The sequence below is a fragment of the Pauljensenia sp. 20925_1_25 genome, assembly GCF_041433955.1.
Lineage (GTDB): Bacteria > Actinomycetota > Actinomycetes > Actinomycetales > Actinomycetaceae > Pauljensenia.
The window spans coordinates 17,126-38,237 of record NZ_JAPWCL010000004.1 but is presented as its reverse complement, the minus strand read 5'-3'; the positions used below and the strand labels follow the sequence as shown (position 1 = coordinate 38,237).

Sequence of the window (21,112 nt, the reverse complement as noted above, 5' to 3'; positions counted from 1 at the left end):
AGTATTTATCACGCTACTCATGCAGGTGAGGCCCCTGATGGGGACCCTCGCCCGTACCACCGTCGCCCAGGACGCCGCGCGCCGCACGACGCAGCAGGAAATGACGGTTCGCAAACGCCGCGCCCACGATGAACGCAATCCACACCAGGGAATAGACGAGGCCGGGGCGCGTATCGTCCCACATCGCCAGAATGACGCCCATGGCCCCCATGAACGCCAAGACCACCCACGCGCCAACGGCACCGCCGGGGGACTTGAAGTGCGATTCCTTGTGCAGGTGGGGACGCTTGCGCAGATAGACCAGGTAGGAGACGACGATGACGACCCACACGCCCATGAAGAGGGTGGCCGACACCGAAGTCACCAGCGTAAAGGCCGCGGAGATCGAGCCGCCCGTCGCCATGATGACGATGGCCGTCAGCAGGCACACGCAGGACAAGAACAGGGCGTTGAGGGGCACGTGGTGCTTCGACAGGCGCGCGAAAATGCCGGGTGCCTGCTCCTGGCGGGCCAGACCGTAGAGCATGCGCGACGTGGAGTAGATGCCCGAGTTCGCGCTGGACGCCGCCGAGGAGAGCACGACCAGGTTAACGATCGTGGCCGCTGCGCCCAGACCCGTCAGGGAAAACATCGTGACGAAGGGGGATTTCTCCGGGCTCACCTGATCCCAAGGGGTCACCATCATGATGGCCGCGAGGGCCGCCACGTAGAAGAGCATGATGCGCACAGGAATCGAGTTGACAGCCTTGGGGAGAGTGGTGTCCGGATCATCGGTCTCGGCGACCGTCGTTCCCACCATCTCGATACCAATGAAGGCGAAAAGCGCGATCTGGAACCCGCCCAGGAAGCCGGTGAATCCGTTGGGGAAGAAGCCTCCGTGGCTCCACAGGTTCGAGACGGCTGCGACCGTCCCTTCCTCGTCGACCGTGCCCATGGCGACCATGCCGAAGCCGACGATGACCAGGGCGATGATCGCGACGATCTTAACGAGCGCGAACCAGAATTCTGTCTCGCCGAAAGCCTTGACCGTCATCGCGTTGAGGGCAAAAAGCAGCAGGGTCGTAGCGGTGATGGGGATCCACGGGGACAGATTCGGCCACCAGAAGTGCGTGTAGCCGGTGATGGCGATCATGTCGGCGACGCCGGTGACAACCCAACACGCCCAGTACGTCCACCCCGTCACGAAGCCCGCCCACGGGCCGATCAGGTCGCGCGCGATGTCCGCGAAGGTCGCGTACTTGCGATCCGACAGGAGCAGCTCGCCGAGCGTGCGCATAAACAGGAACAGGACAGCACCGATAATCATGTAGACCAGCAGGATCGACGGACCCGCGACAGAGATCGTCTTGCCCGAACCCATGAACAGGCCCGTCCCGATTGCACCGCCGATCGCAATCAGCTGAATATGGCGATTCTTCAGGTTTCGCTGGAGCTTTTCGCCGCCCCCTTGCCGGGCTTCATCATGCACGACTGGCTCGCTGCTCATTCGTTTTCCTTTCCGCCGGATGCCGCCCGCGGGCGGCGTTTTGCACGGTCTTTGCGTGCGCGCGGAGCACACTTGACCCTCCAACGCTACCGCACCGGCCCGCCCGCGACCGAATTCAGGTGTCGCACGGCACGCCCCGAGCACTTTGAAGCCGCCGCTGCGCACGAAACAACCATGCAAGTTAGGTTAGGCTCATGAATCTTTCTGCGACGTCCGCTCCCCATTCCTCGAACGAGGCCCCGGCTGCCTGCGGCGGTCCGGGCGGCTCCACACCCCAGCCCCCCGCAGGGGAATCCACCGCGGTCGCGCCCGCCCCGGCCTCGTTCCCCCTGGTCTCGACGGCGAACGTGCCCACGCAGCGCGCGGCGCGTTACGGCAAACAGCTCGTGACACACATGGCACACAAGGTCACCGGCGAATGGAACGAGTCATCCGACAGCGGTTACCTCCTCTTTGACCGCGAGGATCCCGCGGTCGGACGCTTCGACGTGAGCGCAATGCCGTCGGCACTGGTTCTTGAGCTGCGCACGACCCCCGAGCGCGCTGATCACCTCGAGCACGTCGCGGGCATTCACCTGGCGCGATTCGGCGTGCGCGACGCCCTGACCATCTCGTGGCGGCGCACCGACGGCAGCGCCGGCACCACGCAGGGTCCCCTCACTCCCGCCGACATAGACGCCCACGCCCGCACCAAGAAAGCAGCCCGCGAGGCGACGCGCGGGGCCGGACAAGCGGAGTAGTCGCGGCGCTCACCGCGGACTAGGCGCGGCAGGACACCCAAGCACGGTACGCGCGACGCTAGACCGGGCACGTGCCAGAGCAGGCACATATCAAAGCACACACGACGATGCACGCAACAACCGGGCACGCAGCAGCGTAGGCCCGGCAGGTCCACCAATTCCGCATGCAATTCCCTGATGGCCGGACGCGTTAGCATCTCAAAAACCGCAGAATTCCAACGTTCTGACTTAAAAGGTTGAAGCATGCACGAGGGCATTGCATGCGAAATTTCGGGGACACACCCAAGCCCACGCGTATCAATACGAGTCACGCAGAGATCCGCATCGGAAACGGTTCACCACTGCAGGGCGTTGCACTAGTTAGGGAGCATTACACCAGTTAGGGAGCATTACACCACCTGGGAACTGGTGTAATACCCAGCTAAATGGTGTAACACCACTTAGCAACAAGCTATGCCGCGGCCAGCTTCTGGCGCCCCTTGCTAAAACGACCCGCGCCCTACGCCACGCCACCACCGTCCGAACATTCACCAATTCCGCACGTAATTCCCTGAAGGCCTGACGCATCAACGCCTCAAAAACCGCATGATTTCAACGTTCTGACTTAAAAAGTTGAAACATTCGCAGGAGAATTACGTGCAAAATTTGGGGACGAGAGCCGAGCCGAACGGCGAAACCACACTCACACCAGCTGACACTGCAACGACAGAAACTTATCGACGTCAGGAGCTGTCGGAAACGTCGTACCACTGAAGGGTAATGCACTAGTTAGGGAGCATTACACTACCTGGGAACTGGTGTAATACCCAGCTAAATGGTGTCACACCACTTAGCAACAAGCCCCGCCGCGGCCAGCATCCGACACCCGGAGGCATTGCACTACTTTCGCCAGCATTGCACTACTTAGCAGGGCATTGCACTAGCTACTATCCAGTGCAATGCTCCCCCATCTAGTGCATTGCTCCTTCAACTAGTGCAACGCTTCGGAGCCACAAGCTCCGCCGTGGTTCGCACAGCAACTCCCACACCCGGCACTGCACCCGTTACGGGACGCTGCACCCGATCAGAACGGGTGCATTGCCTACGGATCGGGTGCAGCGCCCACACTCACAAGCACAATCGCGGACCAAATCGGGCAGTGTCATAGGATGTCAGCAATTTTCGTGTAGCGGTGATGCTGGTTGGAGGCGGGTCATGGGTGTCGTCGGATGCTTGGCGACCTGATCATCGGCCAAAACGGGGCCATCGCGCGCTTCAACCCTGGTCGAACGCACCACCCGCTACCTGATCATCGTCGCCCTGCCCCTGGACAGGAAAGCAGACCAGGTCCGGCGCGCTGACCCGCCGCATCCAAGGCCTGCCCGACAGGGCGATGCGCACACTGACCTGGGACCAAGGCCGGGAAATGGCCCGCCACCAACGCTACCTCGACGCCATCGCCTACGAGCTGAACAACTACCCCAGAGCCACCCTCGACTACCACACCCCCACCCAAGCATTCAACGAACTCATCGCTACCACCCATTGACACCATCCTCCATTGAGACGATCGATAGCCCCCGCTTCAATGCATGTACAGGCATCTCCCTTGCCCCAACAGATAGCGTCAACGTCACTGGCCGCACGCTCCCAACGAACACCCCGCAGCCGCGAGACTGCGGGGGTTCAAAGTCTGGCAACGCGCTAACTACGAGTCATTCGCCGACAAAATGCTGCGACGACGGAACCTCGACGACACCAGCAGATGCCGAAACGACGACAATCCGCTGCGTCCAACGATCCGCTGACGCCGAAACGATAGAACCTCACCGACACCAACAGACACCGGCTCGGAAGCGTAGACGCTCAGCGGCCCTCGAGGTAGCTCTTCGCTGCGGCCAGGACCTGCTCCCACATGCCGACCGCGTCCTCGTACGCCTGACGAGCCACGGCCTCGTCGTCGGAGACGGACGCCAAGCCAGACTCCTCGACGTGGATGCCGACGCCGCCGCGCTCCTCGGACAGAGAGATCTCGACGCGGGTCGCGTACTCGTCGGGCAGCTCGTCGTCGGCCAGCGGGTACCAGCGGAAGGCGACGACATCCACGGGGTCTTCGTCGGCCTTCTCGATCAGCCAGTCGCCAACGTCCGGGTCGCTCACGCGGTAGATGCCGTCGTCTCCGAGGCTCACCTCATGGTCACCCAGCGGGCCATCGTTGACCCACCAGCCCGGCTCCGACACGAGGGCCCACGCGGCCTCACTGTCACAGTCCACGACGACGTCGGTCTCGACGCGGTCCAGCTCGTCCTCAACGTCACCGTCAGAAGTCCTGTCAAAGATGCTCATACCTCAACGGTACCGGCTCGCACGCGCTCCGTCACGCGAACAGGGTCACAAAATTGCTGCCGATCTGCACTCGGATACGACGAGGCCGTGGCTGACTCCGCCGGGAAAGCAGAGCCGACCACGGCCTCGTGTCAGGAGGAGTGTTCAGGCCAGGCGCGTGACGCGGTAACGCCAGTCGATGGGACCGGCCTCGAGGGTCTCCACGCGGTAGTGCTGCTCAGAGTTCTGCAGGTGTGCGAACAGCGGCTCGGGCTGGTGGGGTGCGCAGATCTGGAGATTCTCACCCACGGGCAGGTTGTCGACCGCGGCGAAGAGGACCGCGTGGCGCACGACGCGGGGGATCGAGTGAATGACAAGCTCGTCCGCGCCGGGGCGGTGGATGACGCCGGCACCGCCAGCGTGGACCTTGCCGTGGCCACCGCCGTGACCGTGGCCACCGCCGTGACCACCGCAGCCGCAGCCGCCCGCCGTGGAGGCGATGGGTTCAGCGGCCATCTCGAAGGGGCGCTCGGCGGGGGCCTGCGCGGGGGCCTCGGCCTGCGCGGCGTGGCCGTGGCCATGTCCGCCGCATCCGCAGCCAGTGTGCTCAGCAGCGGGGGCCTGCTGGGCGGCAGCGGCCTGCTCGGCGCGCTCCTTCTTACCTTCGCCGCCGCATCCACACCCGCAGCTACCACCCTCGGAGGAGACGGTGTTGGCGTCGACCAGCTTGAACATCTGACGATCAGTCATATCTTTTCCTTATCCTTCGGCCCGCAGGGCCACTTCAGTGAACCTTATCCAGTGTAGGCGCGCCTCAGCCGAGCACGCGCGTTCACTTAATGAGGAACTCGGCTTCGACCTCGACGCTGACGTTGAGGGGCAGGGCCGCGACGCCGACGGCGCTGCGCGCGTGCTGGCTGCCGAAGATCTCGCCGAACAGCTCGGACGCGCCGTTAATGACGCCGGCCTGCCCGTAGAAGTCGGGGCGCGAGGACACGAAGCCCACAACCTTGACAACGCCCGCGAGGTTGTCGATGCCGCCCGCGATGGAGGCGGCCGCTGCCAGGGCGTTGAGGGCGCACACGCGCGCCGCGTCCTTGGCATCCTCGGGGTCTGCACCGTCCTCGCCGACCGCGCCGATACACACGGGCTCACCGTTCACGACGGGGATCTGACCGGAGGTGCGCACGACGCCGCGGTCGATGACGGCCGGCACGTACGCGGCGACGGGCGTAGCGACGGCGGGCAGCTCGAGGCCAAGCTCGGCGAGCTTCTCGGAGGGGAGCATGGGGGGTCCTTTCGTTCTGATTGACGAGGCCGGGGCCTCGTCCGTTGGTTCCAGTTTAGTTGCGCTCTTCCCAGGGGTGGTGAGCGAGGGTGCTGGCGTGAGATCCCGGTGCCGGCCTCGCCCGTCTCCTCGGCACCTGCGACTGTGCCCCGCGTACTCGTGAGTACGTGGGGCACAGATTCTTGGAGACGTCAGTTCGCACTGGCTCTGTGGCCGCTCCGACTGTCGGGATCGGCCCTACACCCGGGCCGACTGGCTTCCAGCTCCAACCGCCCGTCGGGGCTGGCTGCCGATCAGAGATGGCCGTCAGTTCTGGGGCGCGGCCGGGGGCTGTCCGCCCTGACCCGGGTCACCGGCCGGGGGCTGGCTGCCTTCACCCGGGCCACCCGCCGGGGGCTGACCACCCGGGCCTCCGGGTCCCATGCCGGCGCCCATGCCGCCGCCCTCACCGGCGGTCGCCTCAGTGGCGGTGCCGTCGACGTTCACCGTGTAGGTGGAGCCGTTGGTCATGCCGGAGGTCGAGTAGATGACGTTGCCGAAGGCCTTGAGCGAGGTGTAGGTGCCCAGCGTCTTGCCGGACGAGTCGGTGATCGTCACCGTGGATCCGGCAGACCCGGTCGCGGATGCGGAAACCCAGCCCTGGCCGTCGGTCGTGGTCGGCGTCTCCACCATCTCATTGGTGGCGAAGGCGATGACCGTGCCGCCCGTGATGCTCATGGCACCGTTGCTGTCCAGGGCACCGTTCGCGCCGGAGGCCGGGCCGTAGACGGTCGTCGTACCACCGCTGATGGTCAGCGAACCGTTGGAGTCGAGGCCGTCGCCATTTGCGTTGACGGTCACGGTTCCACCGGTGATGGTGATCTGCTCGCCGGTGTCCTCCATGGAACCGCCGCCGTCAGCCATGCCTCCGGGGCCCATCTGCTGGGTGGAGGTATCGGTGGTGGTCGTATCGGAGCTGGACTCCGCGGTGGCGGCCAGGCCGGCCTCGACCGTGATTGAGCCCGAGGCGTTGATGCCATCGTCGCTTGAGGTCAGGTCGACCGTGCCGTCGGAGATCGTGATGAGGCCACCCTCGAGGGCCTCGTTCGACTGAGTGACGGTCACGCTCGCGCCGTCCAGGACGGCCGCGACCTCGGTGTGCACGCCATCGTCGCCGGAGGCGGCACTGATCGTGCCGGAGCTGAGGCGCAGGGCACCATTGGAGTGGATAGCGTCATCCCCGGCGTCGATGGTGGTCGTGCCGCCGTCGACAATGATGTAGGTCTGAGCCTTGATGCCCTTGGCCGAGCCCGTGGAGGGCTTGCCGGTCGAGGCGCCGCCGCCCGAAGTGATCGACAGGGTGCCGCCGGTGACGATCGCGTCCGTGTACGCGTCGATTCCGTCGCCGCCCGAAGTCAGGGTGACGGTTCCGTCGATAATCGACACGTATCCCTTGGTGTCGTCGTTGTCCTGGTCGGACTTGAGGGCATCGCCGCCGGCGTTCACGGTGATGGTTCCGCCGGCAACAGTCAGGGAGTCCTTGCCGCGCAGGCCGTCGTCCGAGGCGGTCGCATTGATCGTGCCGCTCAGGACGTACAGGTCGTCCTTGGAGGTGATCGCGTCCGAGGTGCCGGAGGTCACGTTGAGAGTGCCCGAGCCGGTGATCGTCAGGTCCATGTCAGCGTAGATCGCAGCGTTCGCGTCCTCGGTCCCCGTGTAGGTCCCGTCGGTGATCGTCGAGGTGCCCTCGAGGGACAGGACGAGGTCGTCACCGCTGGTCGCCTCAATAGCGGCGCCCGTGGACGAGGTGATGGTGGCGTTGTCGAGGATTAGGACGACCCGGTCCCCGGATCCGGCTGCCACGACGACCTTACCGGTGAAGGAGCCGCTGAGCTTGTAGACGCCCGCCTTGGAGATGGTCAGCACGCCGTCGCTCACGCTCGCGGCGTCGGACGAGGAGGTCGCGGTCGTGCCGCTGAGCGTCACGTCGACAGCGTCCGAGGCCTTCCAGTCACTGTCCTTCACGTGGGAGGCCTTCGCGTTCGAGGCCAGGGCGTCGGCCGCAGTGGGCGGCGCGGTCGTGTCACCGTTGGTTCCGGCGGCCGCGACGGCCGCGGTCGCGCTCGTCGCGGTGGAACCAGAGGAGGCCGCGCCCGAGGAGCTGCAGGCACCCAGCGCCAGCGTTCCGACGAGGGCGATCGCGCCGATCGTCCGGGCGGGGGTCCAAATTTTCTGAAGGGCTTTCATTGCTATGTCTCTTTCATGCGATTAACGCTTGTATTTCTTATGCTCAGCGCTTGCGTGTCGTGTGCTATCGATGACTCGCGCGCCGGTATGAGGTCGTTCAGGCGGCCATCGCGAGGGACTCCTCGCGGGTGAGCTCAGGGGCCTCGACGTATTCGGGAAAGTAGCGGCGCAGCGTGCGGTGCCACTTGTTCGCGGGCAGGTCATGCATGGCGGCCATCGCGGTCCCGTACTTGGAGATCTTGACGGGTCGCACGCCACCCTCCCACAGGAGGTGGTCGACGATGGACGGGGTCGCTCCCGATTTCGTTTCGATGATGACCAGGTCGGGGCGTGCAACCTCGGTGCCGTCCGTGCGCAGCGAGCGCCACGTCAGCTTTGTATCCACCGTCGCGCGGCCCGCGCCGCCGGGCAGGAGCAGGGTGTTGCGCTCATAGGTTCCGGCGAGCACAGGCTCGAGCTCAGGAACCAGGTGGCCATACCCCGTCTTCTCAACCTTGCTCGTGACCCACGAACGGTGCTCACCCGCGAGAGGAGCCCCGGCCTCGTGCGGCTGAATCGACATGCGCTTCTTGACGGTCAGTCCGCGCGGTCCCCGGGTCTTCACCTCGAGGAAGGAGGTGCCGGTGGACAGGTAGGTGCGGGCGCGGACCTTGAAGCGGCGGCGGCGCTTGAGCGCGGTCAGCAGGTACGAATCCATGTCGGGGGTGTCGTAGTAGGTGGACGCGTAGCCCTGGGACACCTGGCCGGCGATTTGGAGGACCAACGCGTCCTCGGGGAGCCGGCTCAGAATCGCCGAGGCCGTGGCCGCGTCCAGCGCGTACTTGCGGTCCACGCGGGTCAGCATCGCCGCGCGCTCATTCATTTCATCGAGTCCGATCACATCAAGGTCGGCGAGGAGCGAGTTCAGGGTGGCGTTCATCAGTCGTGTCCTTAGTAGAGGTGGTCTGCGGAGTGTCGAGGCCGTGGCCAAGGGTGCTGCGAGGGCGGGCTCGGGTGGCGGGCCGGTGTGTCAGGCGACCTTCGAGCGAACGTCCACGAGAGTCAGGTCGTTCACGAGGTCGAGCTTGACGACGTTGACCGAGGCGACGGACGCACCGAGGCGCTGCTCGAGGGCTGCCTTCAGCTCGGCAGGGTCGGCGATCGCGCGGTCCAGCTGCACAGTCTGCGAGGTGTAGCGGCCGAAAATCAGCTTCGAGTCACCGAAAGCGAGGGCCACGAGGATCAGGGCAATGAGGCCACCCAGCAGCGGGGTCACCGCCGAGGACATGCCCGTCAGCAGGCCGAGAGCCAGCGACGCGAAGTAGTAGGCGATTTCCGTCTGCGAGATCTGGTCGGACCGCAGTCGGATGATTGAGAGAACACCGAAGAGGCCGAGGCCGAGGCCCGCGCTCACGGTCGAGTTCGCGAGGATGATCGTGACGGCGAGGACGCCGACATTCACACCGAGGAAGGCTGCGACCAGGTCGGCGCGGCGGTGCCGTGGGAAGTAGAGGCCGAACACGAGGGCGGCCATGGCGACCAGGTCAATGGCAATCAGGATCAGGGCGGTCATTGGTGTCTCCTTTTGTCGATGCCCCTATTTCCCCACGCAACCCTATGAAAAACCTATGAACACCTCATTTGTGCCTTATGACTTTCCTGGGAAAATCCTGAATATTAAACTCACCCGCGCACCGCGGCGTGCGCTGGCGCACAATGTAACCTATGAGCACCCGACCTGGGGCCATCGGTGCCCCCACTGACCAAGAACTGCGCACACTCACGGAGGAAACCCCGGCCTCGGGGCCGGCGCGTTCTGTGAAACTCCTGGCCGCCATCGCGACCTTCGGATCCCTCCTCTTCGGCTACGACACGGGCGTCATCGCGGGCGCACTGCCGTACATGTATATGCCGCACACGGCCGGCGGACTCGGGATCAACGAAATCGAGGAGGGCCTCGTCGGCGGCGTCCTCGCCATCGGCGCAGCGATCGGCGCGATTGCCGCCGGGCGGCTGTCGGACCGCAACGGGCGACGGCACAACATCCTCCTCCTCGCCCTCGTGTTCATCGTCGGCACGCTCGGGTGCACGTTCGCGCCGAACGTCTGGGTGCTGTACCTGTTCCGTTTCGTGCTCGGCCTGGCGGTCGGTGGTGCGTCGGCGACCGTGCCGATCTACCTGTCCGAGTCGGCACCCACGCGCATGCGCGGTGCCCTGGTGGCGCTCGACCAGTTCATGATCGTGTTCGGCCAGCTCCTCGCCTACTCGATGAACGCGGCGCTCTCCCACGCGCACGGCGGCCCGCGCGTCCTCGTGAGCGCCGACCCGTCGGGCACGCTCACGCCCGGCCAGTGGTACTCGTGGGACGAGGTCTCCCGCGTCGCGACCGCCGTCGTCTCCGAGGGTGACGGCTCAGCGTGGCGGTGGATGCTCGTGCTCGCCACGATCCCCGCGGTGCTCCTGTGGGTCGGCATGCGCCTCATGCCCGAGTCGGGACGCTGGTACGCGTCAAAGGCTCGTTATTACGAGGCCGTGGGTGCCCTCAAGCGGATCCGCGACCCCCAGCGCGACGACGTCGCCGCCGAGATCAGCGAGATTGTGGCCTTGCACGCCGCCGAGGCCAGCCAGGGGCACTGGACACTGCGGCGCACCGCGTCGGTCGCGTGGACCAGGCGGCTCCTGTTTATCGGTATCGGCCTGGCGTGTTTCGACCAGCTGACCGGCATCAACACCGCCATGTATTACCTACCAAAGATCCTGGCAGCCGCCGGCTTCAGCTCCGCCGACTCCATCACCCTCAACGTCATTACGGGAGCCGTCGCGTGCATCGGCGCGGGATTTGGCCTGTACCTCGTGTCGAAGTTTGCTCGCCGCCACGTCGGCATCTACCAGGAAACGGGCGTCACCCTGTTCCTGTTCGCCCTCGCCCTCATTTTCGGGCTCGGCATCGGCCCCTACACGCTGGCCGACGGGAGCATTTCGCCCGAGATTCCTTCTTATCTGCCGTGGCTGGTCCTCATCCTCGTGTCCCTGTTCGTCTTCGCCAAGCAGTCCGGCACCGTCAACTGGGTGCTGGTTTCCGAGATCTTCCCCGCCCGCATCCGCGGCGTCGCCCAGGGCTTTGCCGTGGGCTGCGGCTGGATGATGAACGCGGTCGTCACGTGGCTGTTCCCCATCATGATCGGCCATCTGGGTGCCACGTGGACCTACCTGACCTTCGGCGTCATCAATGTCGTTGCTCTGTGCTTCTACCTGTTTATCGTGCCCGAGACGCGGGGCGTCTCCCTCGAACAGTTCGAGCACGACTTCTCGAGGCGCTACGGGGTGTAGCTGCATCCCTGCTGCGTGCGAGGCCCCGCGTCCCTACGGACGCGGGGCCTACGAACTCGCAAAGGCCGGCGTTTCGACGACTGACCCCGCGTCCCTACGGACGCGGGGCCTGGCTTTATCGACCGACGAGACCCGTTTTCCCGCCGACGCGGAGCCTGCCCGCCCGCGAGATCGCCACACGCGAGCCTTCGGCTCGGAGTGGTCGATCTCGAAGCCCGGCCAGGCCCTGCAGGCCCCGCGTCGGCGGCAACCTCCGGTACGCCCACAGCCCAAACCTCGCGTGGCGTACACACACGCCACAACGTCGGTGGCACACTACACACATGACCGACGCCCCCGCTCCCACAGCCCGCACGAACGAGCCAGCCCAGGCCTCGTTCCTCCCGCCCCTCGCGATCACCGGCGCATCCGGAAACGTCGGCGGCGTGGTCGCCCGACTCCTGTCCGAGCGCGGCCTCCCCCTACGCCTGCTCGCGAACACGCCGTCGCGCGCGCCCAAGCTGCCCGGCGCGCACACCGTCCAGTGCTCGTATGAGGACACCCCGGCCTCGCGCGAGGCCCTTACGGGCGTTGACGTCCTCTTCATGGTGTCCGCACCCGAGAGCGAGGACCGCCTGGACAAGCACCTCGCGTTCGTCGACGCGGCGGCGGCTTCCGGGGTGCGCCACATCGTGTACTTGTCGTTTATGAACGCGGCTCCCGATGCAACGTTCACGCTGGCGCGCACGCACTTCCACACGGAAGAGCACATCAAGGCGTCCGGCATGACGTACACGTTCTTGCGCGATAATTTCTACGCGGACTTTTTCGTGGCGTTGCCTGACGAGGAGGGCCGCATCCTCGGACCCGCGGGCGACGGGCGCGTCGGCGTGGTCGCGCGCGAGGACGCGGGGCGCGTGGCCGCCGAGGTCCTCGCCGACCCGAGGAGCTTCGAGAATCAGACCCTTGACGTGACGGGCCCGGAGGCCCTCACCCTCGACGAGATCACGCAGATTCTCACCCGCGTGTGGGGCCGGCCCGTCACGTACGTGCGCGAAACCGTCGAGGAGGCGTACGAGTCCCGCAAGAAGTGGCCGGCCGCCCAGTGGGAGTACGACTCGTGGGTGTCGACCTACACGTCGATTGCGCGCGGCGAGATGGACGTCGTGTCCACGACCGTGCGCGACGTGACGGGCCGCGACCCGCTCACCTTCGAGGAGGTCGCCCGGGCGGCGCTCGCCTCGGGCCGCTGACTGTCGCGGTTGTGGCTGACTGTGCGCCGACCTCGCTTCTTTTCTCAGGGACGAGGCCGGGGCTGCGTCATGTGCGCGCCGCCCCACAGGACGATGCGCGGTCCCCTCACACACTCATGCCTGCTCACCTCTTCACCCATACTTGCGTCCCCGATCACACGCCTGCTAGCGTCATGTCATGGAACACATGTCTATCAATGCCCATCCGGAGATCGTGCCTCCGGTCCTGTATGTGCCGGTCGATGAGCGAGCCGATGGAGGCTCGGTTTTTCACTCGCCCATATGTTCGATCAAACGACGGTACTTTTGGCATACACATCTCTTGACCGACTGCTTGACGGAATGGGTGACGACCAAGGCTGGGCTCTTATCGAAATAGCACGGCTTCCAGAACTCAAACAACGGATCCACTTTGAGAAGTTGGAGATTGATCGAAATATCGATCTTGAGGCACGACCAAGAAAGCAATGATGACCGCCGATTCAACGTCGAATACCCCTCACGAAGATCAATACTCATCCTTTTCCGCGGACCAACGAGCACGTCGTGAATGGATATGGCTAGCCCTCGCCATCAGCGTTAACGCCATTCTCGGCATCGGCGCGTACCTGGTCCATTTCCGATACCCTCTCCCACGTCTCGAACTGCTCTTCGCTTGGTATCCCCTGTTCCTTGCCGCATCATTGCCTCAGCTGGCTGAAGCGAGCGTGCGCCCCTTCATTCACCGCCGTCCCCGCCACGTTAAGGACAGCATCGTCATCAGGGGAAACCACGAAAACATTGCACGCATTATCACCGGATTTGCGCAGTGGCTCCTCGCCGCTGGAACATTCATCGTCGGCTTGATCACCGGGTATCCTCTGCACGCAGCTATCTGCGCATTCTTCGTCGGGTTGTGGGCATACGTCGAAGGCACTCATCAACCGCTGGCGGACCTCTCCATCGCGCTGCGCGACAGACAGACGATTACCCTGACACCCAAGGGCATTTACCTGCATTTCCCACCCCCCTTATCCTGTGATAGTCCTGGCTGGCAAACCGAGGTTTCCTTCGCGTGGGGGGACGGCGTCTACATCGATTGCATCATCGGATCCGACCTCTATCTGCTCGGCGAGAAGATAGCCCCTGACTTTTCGATCATCTGCTCCCGGCACCTCGGCATCCCCTTCACCGGCCTCGACGCCCTCATGCGACACTTCAACGATCACCCCGAGGACCGTCCACTCCTGGCCACACCGGAAGGCGTCGACCTCGTCAACGACATCCTCGCCGAGGCCCGCGCAGCGCTCACAAACTCGCACAGGAGTCGCGCATGAGCACCAAGAAACGCATCCTCGTGACGCTGATCGTCGCGGTCCTGGCCGTGATCGTCATCTTCCCGATGCTACCCCTCGAATACCGCGAGCAAATCATCGCAATTCTCACCCACCCGCTGTACTACCTGGGCTTGGGAGGCTGGTAGGACGAGGCCTCAGCATTCCGATATCGCACGCCAACGTAAAGGTGGGGGCTCCCAAACGGGAGCCCCCACCCATCTACAGCAGCATCACAACCTCAGTACGCCAGCCCCTTCGGCTGCTCCGCAAGGACGGCGCTGCCCGGGTCGACGACCTCGAAGCCGTTGGCCTTGTAGGCCTCGTAGTCGAAGTTCTCGCACTCGTCGTACCCGATGCGGTGGTACTCGTAGAAGCCGTCCCAGGCCTCGTACCCGGACCCGAGGGAGGACTCGAGGAACGCGTCGGCCATGGCCATCGCGGTGCGTGGCGCGACGTAGAAGGCGCCCACGGCGAGCAGGTTCGCGTTGTTGGCGGCGGCGCAGCGGCGCGCGGCGGGCACGGACTCGCAGACGGCGGCGTGCACGTGGGGGCACTTGGAGGCGGCGATGTGGATGCCCATGCCGGTGCCGCAGAACGCGAGGGCGCGTTCGAACTTTCCTTCGGCGATCTGCGCGCCGAGCGCGAAGCCGACGCGGTGGTACATGGGGGCGCTCTCGGCGTCGGGCGTCAGGTCGGTGACGGTCCAGCCGCACTCCTCGAGGTGGGCTTTGACGGCTTCTTTGAGGGGGTGCCCGGCAAAGTCGGCGCCGACGACGACGTGCTTGTCTTTAACTGTCAGCATGGGAGCGTCCTTTCAGGAGTTTGCGCAGGGAGGGGAAGGAGAAGAGGCCCTCGTTCATGCAGATGACGAGCAGGAGCACGCCACCCCAGATGAGGGGCCGGTAGAAGTTGGAGATGTTGGGGAACATGTTCAGGCCCGAGGAGAGGACCTGGAGCATGAGGATGGACAGGAGAACGCCGCTCAGTCGCCCGGAGCCGCCGTTGGGGTTGACGCCGCCGAGGACGACGATGAGGACGGTGAGCAGCGTGTAGGAGGTGCCGTAGTCGGCCTTCGCGGAGTTGTAATTCGCGAGCATGACGACGCCCGCCATGGCCGCCATGACGCCGGAGAGCACGTAGGTGCGGATCAGTAGGCTGTTGACTTTCAGGCCGGAGAAGCGCGCCGCGGTGTCGTTCGTGCCGAGCATGAGGATGGTGCGTCCGAAGCTGGTGCACGCGACGATGAAACCGGCGACGGCCGCGCACACGAGGAACACGACGAGGGGGATGGGCACGAGGCCTACCACCTTCGCGGTGAATACGGTGCTGAACGCTGGGGGCAGGCCGGAGACGGGTTTGCCTTCGGTGAGGACCAGGGCGACGCCGCCGAAGAGTTCGAGGGTGCCGAGGGTGGCGAGGATGGGTGGGATCTTGAGGATCGCGACGAGGATGCCGTTGATGAGGCCGCATACGATGCCGACGACCAGGGCGACGCCGAGCGCGATGAGGACGGCCATTCCCATGGACGAGGCCGTGGCTGGCCCTGTGAGGGTGGCGCGCAGGGTGAGGGCGGCGCAGATGCCGGTGACGTTGGCGATGGCGACGACGGACAGGTCGATACCGGCGGTGAACATGGTGAACATGACGCCCAGGCTCATGAGGCCGAATTCGGGGAATTGGAGGGCCATGGACTGCCAGGTGCGTACGGCGAAGAATGGGCCGGGGCGCACGGCGGCGAAGAAGATGAGCAGGAGCAGGAAGACGATGACGAGGCGCGCCATGTAGCTGTCTTTTTTGAGGAAAGCGAGGCGCGGGGAGGCGAGTAGCGTTGACATGTGGTCCTCCTATGCTGCGTTGCGGCGGCCGCGCATGACCTGGAGCGCGGAGACGCCGGTTCCCACGATGATGAGCAGGCCCAGGGCGAAGCCCTGCCAGAACGTCTTGATGCCCATGAGGATCATGGAGTTTTGGACGATGACGATGAGGAGTGTGCCGAGCATGACGCCGGTGAGGGAGCCTTTGCCGCCGGTGATGGCGGTGCCGCCCAGGACGACGGCGGCGATGACCATCATTTCCATGCCGAGCAGGTTGGTGGGGTGCATCTGTCCCATGGCGCAGGTGCGGACCATGCCGGCCAGGGCGGCGATGATGCCGACGATGACGTAGAGCCAGAACTTGGTGGCGCGTACTTTGAATCCGACGCGCGCGGCTGCGCTTTCGTCGCCGCCGATGGCGTAGAGGGATCGCCCGAACATGGTGTAGCGGGTGACGACGAAGGCGACGGCGACGACCGCGACGAGGATCAGGAAGGACACGGGCATGGATGATTGCAGGCCGGAGCTTTCGTTGCGGGCGACGAATAGGGAGGATAACCCGAAGGAGCGCATGGAGGCGGGGATCGTGTTGATCTGCACGGATTTGAGTGCGCCTTGCATGACGCCGTTGAAGACGTTGGCGGTGCCCAGGGTGATGATCAGCGTCGGCACGGTGAGCCTGGAGGTGAAGAGGCCGTTGAAGGCGCCCAGGAGCGCACCGAGGCCGGCGGCGATCAGGAAGGGCACGATGACCGGGCCGTTCCACCCGTTATCGACCAGGACCCTCGTGGTCACGTAGACCGCCAGGGAGGCCAGCGCCGGGAAGGACACGTCGATGCCGCCGGAGACGAGGACGAGGTGCGCGGCGACGGCGAAGAGGCCGGGGACGACCATCGCGCCGGCCAGGTCGACCAGGTTGTTCGCCGTGAAGAACTGTCCGGAGCGCGCCTGGATGACCAGGCTCAGCGCTGCGATGACCAGGAAGACCCAGAATTCGTTGGCGTGGAGGACTTTCGTGATGAGTCGGGGCATTAGTTCTCTCCCCCTTCAGTGGACGAGGCCGGGGCGCGGTCCTCGGACAGGAGACGGGTCAGCTCGACCTCGGTGAGGGTGTCGGGACTCATGGGTTCGCTGAGGTGTCCGGCGCGCATAATGGCGATCGTCGAGCAGTTGGTGAGTACTTCGGCGATGTCGTCGGAGATGATGATGACGGCCATGCCTTGGGAGGCGAGTTCGCGCAGGATCGAGTGGATCGTGAACTTGGAGCCGATGTCGACGCCGACGGTGGGGCCGTTGAGGATGAGGACGGAGGGTTTGGTGGCCAGCCATTTGGCTAGGACGACTTTTTGTTGGTTGCCGCCCGACAGGGTGTTGACGGCGTTGGCAGGGTCGGGGGTGACGACTTCGAGGCGCGTCACCCATTTCTGTTCTTCGGCGCGAATGGCTTTCTTATCGATGAAGCCGAGCACTTTGGTGAAGTTCTCCATCTCGGAGATGGTGATGTTTTCGCCGATTGAGCGGGATAGGAATAGGCCTTCGGTGAGGCGATCTTCGGGCACGTAGGCGATGCCAGCCTCGATTGCGTCGCGCACGCCGCGCAGCGTGACGTCCTGTCCCTTGACGCGGATGCGCCCCGAGTCAAGGGGCAGCATCCCGAAGAGGGAGAGAGCCAGCTCGGTGCGGCCCGATCCCAGCAGTCCCGTGATGCCCAGGATTTCGCCGGGCCTCACGCTCAGGGACGCATCGGCGAAGGCACCGTTCACCGTCGCCCCCTCCACCTGGAGGACCGGGGCCTCGTCAATGGTGCCCGGCCGGTAGCGCTCCTCCGCGAAGTCGCGCCCCGTCATGTAGCGAGCGAAACTCGCGCGGTCGAGTTCCTCCTTCGGGCAAGTGATGACCTTGTGGCCGCTGCGCAGGATGGTGAAGCGCTGCGCGATCTCGAAGACTTCTTCGAGCTTGTGGGACACAAAGAGGATCGCGATGCCACGCGATTGCAGGTCGCGGACGATGTCGAAGAGGGCGGCGACTTCCTTCTTCGTGAGGGCGGTCGTCGGCTCATCCATGATGATGAGCTTCGCGTCGCCCATGAGGGCGCGGCTGATGGCGACGAGCTGCTTGTCGGCCACGGACAGGTTGCCGACCAGCTCGTCGAGGTCCACGTCGAAGCCGATCTTCGCCACAGCCTCGCGCGCGACCTTACGCATGCGGGAACGGTTCACCAGGCGACGCCCGGCGGCCACTTCGCTGCCCAGCGCGATGTTCTCCATGACGGAGAGGTTCGGGAAAATCGAGAAATCCTGGTAGATGACGCGCACGCCCGCGTCGATGGCGGCCGCCGGCGTCAGGCGCGTGAAGTCGCGACCGTCAATCGAGACCGTCCCGTGTTCGGGGGTGTGCACGCCCGAAATGACCTTGATGAGCGTGGACTTACCCGACCCGTTTTCCCCGGCCAGGCAGTGGATTTCTCCGGGCGCGATCTCCAGGTCAATGTCGACCAGGGCTCGCACACCCGCGAAGGATTTGCTGACGTGTCGTACCGCCAGCACTGGGGTGTCCATGTGGTGTCCTTTCCAACGCACGCCACCGCCCAAAGGCCACCCCCACGCGCGCGGGCGTCGCGCGCAGGAGGAACAAGGATGCGCGAGCGTCCGTGCACGCGCGGGAGTGGCCCAGCCACGGCCTCGTCAATGGAGCGAGGGACGAGGCCGTGGAGCCTTGGTGGTCGTCGCCTGTTTGCGGATCAGAAGCCGAGGGAGTCGACGTTGTCCTTCGTGATCTTGAGCCAGCCGGTGCCCTCGAGGACCTTGGTGGAGCCGGACGAGAAGTGCATGCTCTCGTAGCCTTCGACGCCTAGGTTCACGCCGTCTTCGATGGTCTCACCGTTGAGGATCTTCGTGGCCAGGGAGGCCATGGCGTAGCCGGCGTTCGCGGGGTCCCACAGGGTCAGGGTGGAGACGGAGCCGTCCTTGAGGATCTGGGCGTTCGCGGCGGGCATGCCCGTACCGGCGGTGAAGACCTTGCCCTTCAGGCCCAGCTCGTCGATAGCGCGGGCCGTGCCGGGCGCGTCGAAGGAGGAGGTGCCGAGGATGCCCTTGACTTCGGGGTACTTCTTGAGGACTTCCTTGGCGGTCTGGTAGGCGGTCTCGCCGTTGTCCTGGGATTCGACGCGGGGCTCGGCCTCGAGCAGCGTCATCTTCGGGTACTTTTCTTTCTGGTGGGCCACGGCACCGTCCGCCCACTCGTTGTGGGAAGCGTTCGTGACGTGACCGACCATCGTCGTATAGACGCCTTCCTCCCCCATGGCCTCGGCAAGGTTATCCATAATGAACGCGCCGTATGCCGTGTTGTTGAAGGCTTCGATGTCGTACATCGTGTTTTCCTGCGAGGCACCCTCGTGGGTGACGACGACGATGCCGGCGTCCATGGCCTGCTTGAGGACGGGTTCAATAGCACCGGGGTCGACGGGGACCACGCAGATCGCGTCGACGCCTTGGGCGATGAGGTCTTGGATGACCTGGGCCTGCATGGTGGCGTCGGTTTCAGCGGGGCCCTTCTGGAAGACGTTCATACCCGTGTCCGAGGCGTACTTGTTGACGCCCGTTTCCATACGGACGAACCACGGGTTGGTGGCGTCCTTGGGGACGACGGCAATCGTGTAGTTGCCGTCTCCGGCGGCCTTGCCGCCCGGGGCCGTAGTGCCCCCGTCCGTCGTGCAAGCGCCGAGTGCGAGGGCACTTGCCGATATGGTGACTAGTGCTGTTGCTGCGAGCCTGGACTTCATCGTGACTCCTCTGGGTGTGGTCAACGTCGGTGTTGAGGTTGTGGTTGTGCGCGCGGCGACCGTGGGGGGTGCCGCCGTGGTGGTGCGGGGTGCCGTGGTACGGCGGCGCGGCGCCGTGGTGCGGCGGCTCGGTGGCTCGGCATCGCGATGCTGCCGGGTTCCGACATCGCGGTGCCGCTGCGTGCCGGGTCGCGGCTTGCTGGGTCACGACGGGCTGTCGCGGCTGACCGCGTTGCGGTGCCGCTCCCCCGCTGTGCTCCGGCTGCGCACGGTTGCGACGGTGCGTCCGCGCTGTGCTGGCCTTGCGGTCTGCTGGTTGGTGTGTTGCTGCTGCGTTGGGTACTGTGGTGTGCCGGTCGTTCCCGTCATTGGGGTTCGTCGGCGCGTCCACCATCCTAAGCCATTTTTCGTGGTGGCGTTCACTTTTTGGCTCTGCTTCGGACGAGGCCGTGGTGGGGTTTCAGGGCGCGTTTAGGCTGGTTGTGGGCTGATTTGTCGGACCAGTTCGGAGCGTGGCGCATACGAACCCCTATCTTCCACCTCGAACCCTTACCAACCCGCATACGCACACCCTGAGCCAAGAGCATCCGTTCCGCAGCATGTCTCGCATGTGCACGTCTGTGCGATATGGAGCACTCTAGACTAGCGCTCCCACACCGCAAGCTTTTGCCATCCATCAGGAGCACCAGTTCGCGACAAGGGAACAACATCGTTATGCGGGAACATATCAAGCAACTGAGGCAGGCGATTGGCGGGAGATAGACCAAGTTGGCGATGCAAGTATTGGATGAGTGACAACTGCCCAAAAGAACGATTGCTCACGCCAGCCACCGCCTGCAACCGCTCATCATTACTAAGCTTCGGCTTAATATCGAAAACACGATTAAATATACGCGCATGATGGGCGACATAATTTCGCACAATATTCAGACACTTCAACCATGATGCGAGCTGCGGAGCCGTAAGTCGACACTCATGCGCAATATCGTCACGTACATACGTCGGAGAAAAATCATATAAGTAAGACAACATCCCCCAATCCATGATTTCAACAGCTGCCCAGATAGGCATATCGCCTTGATAATGTTTCCGATGATGCTCGACAAAGTCTTCCCTTGAAGACTTCGCAGCTCTTTCAAATTTCTCCATCCAAACAGCATGTTTACTACGGGAACTCCCCTTATTCTGTTGACGAGCAGACGCACTCAAACGTTTCACATCTCGATAAATGAAAGGATCAATGCTTCCCAAGCGATACCCAAGCATGGTGCGGATGGCCATTTCAATACGATCAAGTTCGCCGAATACGACATGCCGCATCTGTTCGTCAAACTCATAGAGGTCGATGACCAAATCAAACGAAGCTCCGTCAACAAACTCGTCGCACGCCTTACGGGTACCTGAAGAAAAACGGCGCATAGGATACCAATACCCCGATAGTCGATAGTAGTTCAGTTGAGCAAGCTCCTTCTCCGCGCGCCCAACATTATCAATACGCATCCCACGACTTCGAAGCAGCTCGACCTGCTCAGCGTAGGTTTTGAACACTTTCACACGAGTCACGGCACAAATCGCTTCTCCCGAATAGCAAGGACCGGCCCTGGACTCCCACTGCA

Annotated in this window: 20 protein-coding genes; 7 read left to right on the top strand and 13 right to left on the bottom strand. The window is 64.2% G+C overall.

Annotation, left to right across the window (positions count from 1 at the left end):
- Positions 1-13: 13 nt before the first annotated feature.
- Positions 14-1,486, bottom strand: coding sequence for an amino acid permease (locus O3932_RS03000; RefSeq protein WP_314568561.1), 1,473 nt, complete (start codon positions 1,484-1,486; stop codon positions 14-16).
- Positions 1,487-1,680: 194 nt separating this feature from the next.
- On the opposite strand from O3932_RS03000, the gene O3932_RS02995 reads away from it, so the two are divergent.
- Both O3932_RS02995 and O3932_RS02990 read left to right on the top strand, forming a co-directional pair.
- The gene (locus tag O3932_RS02995) at positions 1,681-2,226 is read left to right on the top strand and encodes a DUF2218 domain-containing protein (protein WP_371536147.1); all 546 of its coding nucleotides are present in this window, start codon (positions 1,681-1,683) and stop codon (positions 2,224-2,226) included.
- 1,405 nt (positions 2,227-3,631) lie between these two features.
- A complete protein-coding gene (locus O3932_RS02990) occupies positions 3,632-3,754 on the top strand; it encodes a hypothetical protein (protein WP_371536145.1) in 123 nt (40 codons plus the stop codon).
- A 317-nt stretch (positions 3,755-4,071) separates the two neighbouring features.
- On the opposite strand, the gene O3932_RS02985 is transcribed toward O3932_RS02990, so the two are convergent.
- The 6 genes from O3932_RS02985 to O3932_RS02960 all read right to left on the bottom strand — a co-directional run bounded on the left by O3932_RS02985 (position 4,072) and on the right by O3932_RS02960 (position 9,596).
- Positions 4,072-4,551, bottom strand: coding sequence for a toxin (locus O3932_RS02985; protein WP_371536142.1), 480 nt, complete (start codon positions 4,549-4,551; stop codon positions 4,072-4,074).
- Positions 4,552-4,695: 144 nt separating this feature from the next.
- Positions 4,696-5,280, bottom strand: a complete 585-nt coding sequence (locus O3932_RS02980; protein ID WP_314568568.1) for a DUF2249 domain-containing protein — start codon at positions 5,278-5,280, stop codon at positions 4,696-4,698.
- A gap of 82 nt (positions 5,281-5,362) precedes the next feature.
- On the bottom strand, positions 5,363-5,818 hold the full coding sequence (locus O3932_RS02975) for a RidA family protein (protein WP_371536139.1): 456 nt from the start codon (positions 5,816-5,818) through the stop codon (positions 5,363-5,365).
- A 306-nt stretch (positions 5,819-6,124) separates the two neighbouring features.
- Positions 6,125-8,044, bottom strand: a complete 1,920-nt coding sequence (locus O3932_RS02970) for a carbohydrate-binding domain-containing protein (protein ID WP_371536135.1) — start codon at positions 8,042-8,044, stop codon at positions 6,125-6,127.
- 97 nt (positions 8,045-8,141) lie between these two features.
- Positions 8,142-8,963 carry a polyphosphate polymerase domain-containing protein gene (locus O3932_RS02965; protein WP_371536132.1) on the bottom strand — a complete coding sequence of 274 codons (822 nt, stop codon included), beginning with the start codon at positions 8,961-8,963 and terminating at the stop codon, positions 8,142-8,144.
- A gap of 90 nt (positions 8,964-9,053) precedes the next feature.
- Positions 9,054-9,596 (bottom strand): DUF4956 domain-containing protein, encoded by a 543-nt coding sequence (locus O3932_RS02960; RefSeq protein ID WP_009647729.1) that lies wholly within the window; start codon positions 9,594-9,596, stop codon positions 9,054-9,056.
- A 152-nt stretch (positions 9,597-9,748) separates the two neighbouring features.
- Here O3932_RS02960 and O3932_RS02955 point away from each other — a divergent pair, with 152 nt between their 5' ends.
- The 5 genes from O3932_RS02955 (at position 9,749) to O3932_RS02935 (ending at position 14,047) form a co-directional block, all read left to right on the top strand.
- Positions 9,749-11,353, top strand: coding sequence for an MFS transporter (locus tag O3932_RS02955; protein ID WP_371536130.1), 1,605 nt, complete (start codon positions 9,749-9,751; stop codon positions 11,351-11,353).
- A gap of 323 nt (positions 11,354-11,676) precedes the next feature.
- Complete coding sequence (locus tag O3932_RS02950) at positions 11,677-12,585, top strand: SDR family oxidoreductase (protein WP_371536127.1); 909 nt, start codon at positions 11,677-11,679, stop codon at positions 12,583-12,585.
- Between the two features lie 282 nt (positions 12,586-12,867).
- Positions 12,868-13,056 carry an SAV_915 family protein gene (locus O3932_RS02945; protein ID WP_371536124.1) on the top strand — a complete coding sequence of 63 codons (189 nt, stop codon included), beginning with the start codon at positions 12,868-12,870 and terminating at the stop codon, positions 13,054-13,056.
- Positions 13,056-13,901 carry a hypothetical protein gene (locus O3932_RS02940; RefSeq protein WP_371536121.1) on the top strand — a complete coding sequence of 282 codons (846 nt, stop codon included), beginning with the start codon at positions 13,056-13,058 and terminating at the stop codon, positions 13,899-13,901. Before O3932_RS02945 ends, O3932_RS02940 begins: the two co-directional genes overlap by 1 nt.
- On the top strand, positions 13,898-14,047 hold the full coding sequence (locus O3932_RS02935; RefSeq protein ID WP_315294462.1) for a hypothetical protein: 150 nt from the start codon (positions 13,898-13,900) through the stop codon (positions 14,045-14,047). The genes O3932_RS02940 and O3932_RS02935 overlap by 4 nt, the downstream gene beginning before the upstream one ends.
- A 92-nt stretch (positions 14,048-14,139) precedes the next feature.
- Here the strand turns inward: O3932_RS02935 and O3932_RS02930 are convergent, their stop codons facing one another.
- The 6 genes from O3932_RS02930 to O3932_RS02905 all read right to left on the bottom strand — a co-directional run bounded on the left by O3932_RS02930 (position 14,140) and on the right by O3932_RS02905 (position 21,059).
- Positions 14,140-14,703, bottom strand: a complete 564-nt coding sequence (locus O3932_RS02930) for an RpiB/LacA/LacB family sugar-phosphate isomerase (RefSeq protein ID WP_371536119.1) — start codon at positions 14,701-14,703, stop codon at positions 14,140-14,142.
- Positions 14,690-15,736 carry an ABC transporter permease gene (locus O3932_RS02925; protein WP_371536116.1) on the bottom strand — a complete coding sequence of 349 codons (1,047 nt, stop codon included), beginning with the start codon at positions 15,734-15,736 and terminating at the stop codon, positions 14,690-14,692. The genes O3932_RS02930 and O3932_RS02925 overlap by 14 nt, the downstream gene beginning before the upstream one ends.
- A gap of 9 nt (positions 15,737-15,745) precedes the next feature.
- Positions 15,746-16,747 (bottom strand): ABC transporter permease, encoded by a 1,002-nt coding sequence (locus O3932_RS02920; protein WP_371536113.1) that lies wholly within the window; start codon positions 16,745-16,747, stop codon positions 15,746-15,748.
- Positions 16,747-18,273 carry a sugar ABC transporter ATP-binding protein gene (locus O3932_RS02915; RefSeq protein ID WP_371536110.1) on the bottom strand — a complete coding sequence of 509 codons (1,527 nt, stop codon included), beginning with the start codon at positions 18,271-18,273 and terminating at the stop codon, positions 16,747-16,749. Before O3932_RS02915 ends, O3932_RS02920 begins: the two co-directional genes overlap by 1 nt.
- 182 nt (positions 18,274-18,455) lie before the next feature.
- Positions 18,456-19,496 (bottom strand): autoinducer 2 ABC transporter substrate-binding protein, encoded by a 1,041-nt coding sequence (locus O3932_RS02910; protein ID WP_371536107.1) that lies wholly within the window; start codon positions 19,494-19,496, stop codon positions 18,456-18,458.
- 642 nt (positions 19,497-20,138) lie between these two features.
- Positions 20,139-21,059: an Abi family protein gene (locus O3932_RS02905; RefSeq protein ID WP_371536105.1), complete on the bottom strand. Its 921-nt coding sequence runs from the start codon at positions 21,057-21,059 to the stop codon at positions 20,139-20,141.
- Between the last annotated feature and the right edge of the window lie 53 nt (positions 21,060-21,112).